6 protein-coding genes, 1 tRNA gene and 1 pseudogene are annotated in these 4256 nt (G+C 57.8%); 5 read left to right on the forward strand and 3 right to left on the reverse strand.

All coding sequences use genetic code 11. From position 1 onward, the window contains the following. A partial coding sequence (locus EN935_RS24555) for a hypothetical protein (protein ID WP_245489039.1) occupies positions 1-191 on the reverse strand: 191 nt, incomplete at its 3' end. A 245-nt stretch (positions 192-436) separates the two neighbouring features. On the opposite strand from EN935_RS24555, the gene EN935_RS24560 reads away from it, so the two are divergent. From EN935_RS24560 to EN935_RS24570, 3 genes are all read left to right on the forward strand, one after another. Continuing rightward, a tRNA-Asn gene (locus tag EN935_RS24560) sits at positions 437-511 on the forward strand. 334 nt (positions 512-845) lie between these two features. Continuing rightward, positions 846-1877: an ATP-binding protein gene (locus tag EN935_RS24565; RefSeq protein ID WP_127263113.1), complete on the forward strand. Its 1032-nt coding sequence runs from the start codon at positions 846-848 to the stop codon at positions 1875-1877. 36 nt (positions 1878-1913) lie between these two features. Beyond that, positions 1914-2459: a hypothetical protein gene (locus EN935_RS24570; RefSeq protein ID WP_127263112.1), complete on the forward strand. Its 546-nt coding sequence runs from the start codon at positions 1914-1916 to the stop codon at positions 2457-2459. A gap of 49 nt (positions 2460-2508) precedes the next feature. Here EN935_RS24570 and EN935_RS24575 read toward each other — a convergent pair whose 3' ends face one another. After that, positions 2509-2694: a hypothetical protein gene (locus EN935_RS24575; protein WP_127263111.1), complete on the reverse strand. Its 186-nt coding sequence runs from the start codon at positions 2692-2694 to the stop codon at positions 2509-2511. Further along, positions 2691-3125: a twin-arginine translocation signal domain-containing protein gene (locus EN935_RS24580; RefSeq protein WP_127263110.1), complete on the reverse strand. Its 435-nt coding sequence runs from the start codon at positions 3123-3125 to the stop codon at positions 2691-2693. Before EN935_RS24580 ends, EN935_RS24575 begins: the two co-directional genes overlap by 4 nt. Before the next feature lie 165 nt (positions 3126-3290). Between EN935_RS24580 and EN935_RS24585 the strand changes: the two genes are divergently transcribed. Both EN935_RS24585 and EN935_RS24595 read left to right on the forward strand, forming a co-directional pair. Further along, on the forward strand, positions 3291-3566 hold the full coding sequence (locus EN935_RS24585) for a helix-turn-helix domain-containing protein (protein WP_348629911.1): 276 nt from the start codon (positions 3291-3293) through the stop codon (positions 3564-3566). Between the two features lie 494 nt (positions 3567-4060). Next, positions 4061-4256, forward strand: a pseudogene (locus EN935_RS24595) (hypothetical protein); the annotation flags it as partial.

The raw sequence follows: 4256 nt of genomic DNA on the forward strand, positions 1-4256 counted from the left end.
CGGTAACGCCGAACCATGGCGAATTCATAGGACAGCACCAGCAATCCGAGCGGAACCATCCAGAAGCCGAGGATCGGCAGGAAACCGAGGATGCCGCCGATGGTCAGCAGGATACCGATGGTGATTCTGAGCCCGCGCGAGCGCGGCATCTTGAACTCACGCCCGAAAACCGAGATTTTTCGCGCCGGCATCTGGTTGTCTTGTGCTGTCATCGTCTCGAAAGGTTAATCCGTTTTGATCATTCAGGAGCACCGTTAAACTAAGGCCGCAGCCGCGCTTTCGGTTCCCTACCCCTGCCAAGACGGCTAATATGAGGGCATCTGTCGACGATTGCGAGAAACCCCTGCGCGAAAAAGCCTCGGAAAAATGCGAAATGCTTCTTTGCAAAGCCGAAAAGGGCAGCTATAGGCTGCGCCACTCACATAAGAGCCTCCGTTCCCCGGTAGCTCAGTGGTAGAGCAACCGGCTGTTAACCGGTTGGTCGCTGGTTCGAATCCGGCCCGGGGAGCCAACATTTCCAAGGTTTGCAGAGTTTTCAGGAACGGTCGAAAATCGGCCGATCTACAGCATATCTACACAACTCGACTTCGCTAGGCGCCGATCTAAACGGGAATCGCCCGAAGGAGAGAAATGCCATGGAACACGTTTTTGATGAGCTAATTGGCTTGCAGCGGTCTCAGCCGAGGTGGAACTGGTGCGGCGTTACGGCTTGGGCGTTCCGACTTGCCGGAAATCTGGTGACTGGCTTCGCTATCGGTGTTGGAATAACGATTGGGATGGTGCTCGCAGGCTGACGACTAGGCCGACCCGCCCTTTCCACTGTCCACCGAAAGGGGTTGGCAAAGATGACGTTCGACGAGGTAACTACTGGCGGCGAGGCTCTTCTGCAGGAATCAATCCTCCAGGAGACGCAGGAAACTTTGCAACTCGACTTCAAGGGTTCGGCGGTCGGCAAGCAAGGCGCGCTCTTCACCGACGAAGGAAAGCTGACCAAAGACGGGCGGCGCTCGATCGCAAAGGCAATGTCCGCCTTCAGCAACTCGGCAGGCGGGGTTGTGGTGATTGGCGTCGACTGTCGAACCGTCGACGGTGTCGACGCCGCGCAAGCGTTGGATCCGATCCCCAACTGGAAGGCAGCTCTCAGTGCTGTAAGTTCCCTGGTTGGAGATCTGTTACAGCCCAAAAACGACGGAGTCCGAGTCGCTGGTTTTGCTTCTGCGAAAGATGATCGGGCAGGCTATTTGGTGATCGACGTCCCTCGATCAGAGCGTCGTCCGCATATGTGCAACATGGCGAAGCAGTATTTCAAGCGATCGGCTTCGAGCAGCTACGCGATGGAGCACTTCGACATCGAGGACGCATTTCGTCGAAGTGGCTCTCCTGATCTGGACCTCGTTTGTGACTTTACAGGTGGGATGTCATCGGGAACGACAGTCCATGGGTCGATCAGACTTGCGATAAGAAACGCCGGGCTCGCGACGGCAAAGCACATCTCGTTGATGGTAGTCGAACGCTCGGGGGTGAAGACCAAGAATGGAGGCTCCCATAGGCAGCCCCTGACAAAGTTTCAAATGTTTAGCCAAGATCAACGCTACATCGCCCCAGAAGGGTTCGTAGTGAACCCTGGTGAAACACAAATTTTCGAAAATCTTGGTATGGAGTTCACTTACGATTTGCCGATGTTCAAGGCGAGTGGGATTTCGATTGAGAGCGCCACGTTTGTTCTTCGGTACTCGCTCAGCGCCGAGAACATGCGACCTAAGCTTGGAACCCTGTCGCTTGGCCCAGCCGATTTCAAAAGAGGCGCGTGGCTTCTGAAGCCAGACTATATTCAGATGAAAGAGCCGCCGGCAGTGAATGGCAGCTTATCCCCGTAAATCCTCAGTTTTGGCCGCCGGACAAAGGACGTCCATATGACCGTGGTTGGTTTGAAGCAGGTTTCTGCAGCTTTGTGGGAAATGCCCCAGCCACTCGGGCTCTTCGCTGGCGATTTGCTGAAGCGAGGAAGATCCTACTACCAGGCGTTCCAGATCGTCGCCGAGCGCGAGGAGGCCAGCCTCAGCTTTCCCGCCTATTTTCTACTCTCCCACGCCGTTGAAGTCGTCCTCAAATCATATCTGGTGGCGAAAGGGACGCCAAAGATCGCGCTGGGCAAGGGCCTGTTGCGACATGATGTCGGATTGGTCTTCGACGAGTGTGAAAGGCAAGGTCTCACAGTTGCTGATCAGCTGGTCAAACCGCTGGCAAAGCAGCTCGCGCACATCAACGAAAACTACGATCTGCGCTATCCCACCGGCTTCATTCTGTCGATTCCCAGCCCTTCGCTGTGCGTCCCTGCCGTCGACGCGTTGATATCTGAGATAGCCCCAATGGTGGAAGCAAGTGCCATCAAGGCGGAGCTGCAGTTTGGTGCTGACACGCGACACATCCGCCCCAGCAAGGTTAGGTGGAGCGACTAGGCCCGCCGCCTTTCGGACGGCGGGCCGATCATAGGGGTGGTGGGCTTAGCTAATGCCGCACTACCATCACAAGCCCTGCTAGATGATCGATATGAACATGCCAATCCCCGCCGTGAATCGCCGCCATTGCGCTGGCGATAGAGGCGGCATCCCGCTCGATCTCTGCGGCCGCCGCTCGCATGGCCTTTGCAGCCTCACCGTCAAGCGTCATGACGGAAACAGGAGTGGTGGTCATGCCGCCGACCTCATCGAGGCCAGCAGCATTTCCATCTGGGCGGGATCGAGGCTCATGCTCTTGCGGTTCTCCTCCTGGTCGGCAAGGTAGTCGGCCCTGGCGGCGATCTCGGCCAAGGTCCGACACCGAAAGGTCAACAGCGCCTCGCGAGCCTCCCATTCAACGTCACTAGTTGTGTCATAGCGCGCCGTTGCCGCTGGCGAGGGATCGAAGTCGTCGTGTTGGCTGTCCTGCGACGGTAGCGTAGCCAACCAGGCCGCCAGGGCAGCCCTGTGGGCGTCGATCAACGCGTGGACTTGCGACGGCGTGTCCGGAGCGACAACTGCGGCGCCTGCGGCCAGCACGGCGGGAACGGCAGCTATTCCGCCCATGAGAGAGCGACGGCTAATGGGCATGCCTTCGGCGGCTGCCCGAACAGAGGTGTTCGGCATTGATATTCCCCCCTGTGGGATCGAAAACGTGATTGTTCCCGCAGATCGAAAGCTGAGGCGTCACCTATCGAATGTCAATCAGTTTTGTCGTTTTTCGACAGATTGACACTATATTGAACATTTGTGGTAAGTGCTGACTATCGGTGAGCAGCGAAGGGACCGCTAATGGACATGATCACACCTGAGCAATGCCGCGCCGCCCGCGCGATGTTGGGTTGGTCACAGCAGGCTCTCGCTAACGCATCTCGCGTTGGTGTCGTCACGATCCGCCAATTCGAGATCGGCGCGTCGACGCCTCGGAACGCGACCGTTCAGGTGCTGCGGCTCGCCCTTGAAGCCGCCGGTGTTGTCTTCGTGGCCGATGGCGAGCAGGTCGATGGGGGCGCCGGCGTGAGGCTGCGCGGTCAAGCCGATCTTGGCAGCATCGTCGGGAACGGCTGACAAGCGACGCGGTGGTTCATAAAAGCCGCGCCGCCACTTGCTCCCCTAATCCATACACGCGAACATGCGAATCGAGCGGAGGTAGGGCGATGGTGGAGAGACGGAATTATAATCGAGAGCACGTAGCGACAGGCTGGATGAGATCAGGCGGGGGCGGCCCACTGACTGTCGGCGACCTCAGAAACGCCATCGCAGACCTACCTGACCATGCCGAGATGATTTTTGGCACCTGCGATCATGGTCAACCCCTAAGTTTCTCTTGCTTCAAGACCAGGGGCGAAAGTCTGATCCAGATAGAATTCGGCTGAGAACATGTCGGACATGGAGATGAGAGACGGCAAGGTCTTTCACCGTTGCCCGTCATGCAAACAATGGTTTCAGTTCGGCCCTCATCGATACGACGGCAAGACGCTGTCTTCAGGGGTGACCGTTTGCACGCCTTGCGCTCCTGATGATGCAAACGATAGGTATATCGCCGCGCGGCGGACGCGGCGGTGACCTTTCGAAGCCAGCTCGACGACCTCCCGCTTTTCGCGACCGATATCGAGATCGCCGAGGCGATCGTGGGCAAGACATACGCCAAGGAATGGGCGCAGAAACGGTTGCCGGTCCTCGCCGGCAAACCAGGGTTTCCGCCGGTCGATGCCTTTCACGGAGGACGGGCGGTGCCGCTGGTCAGGCGGTTCTACG

Source organism: Mesorhizobium sp. M7D.F.Ca.US.004.03.1.1 (assembly GCF_003998635.1).
GTDB classification, from domain to species: domain Bacteria; phylum Pseudomonadota; class Alphaproteobacteria; order Rhizobiales; family Rhizobiaceae; genus Mesorhizobium; species Mesorhizobium loti.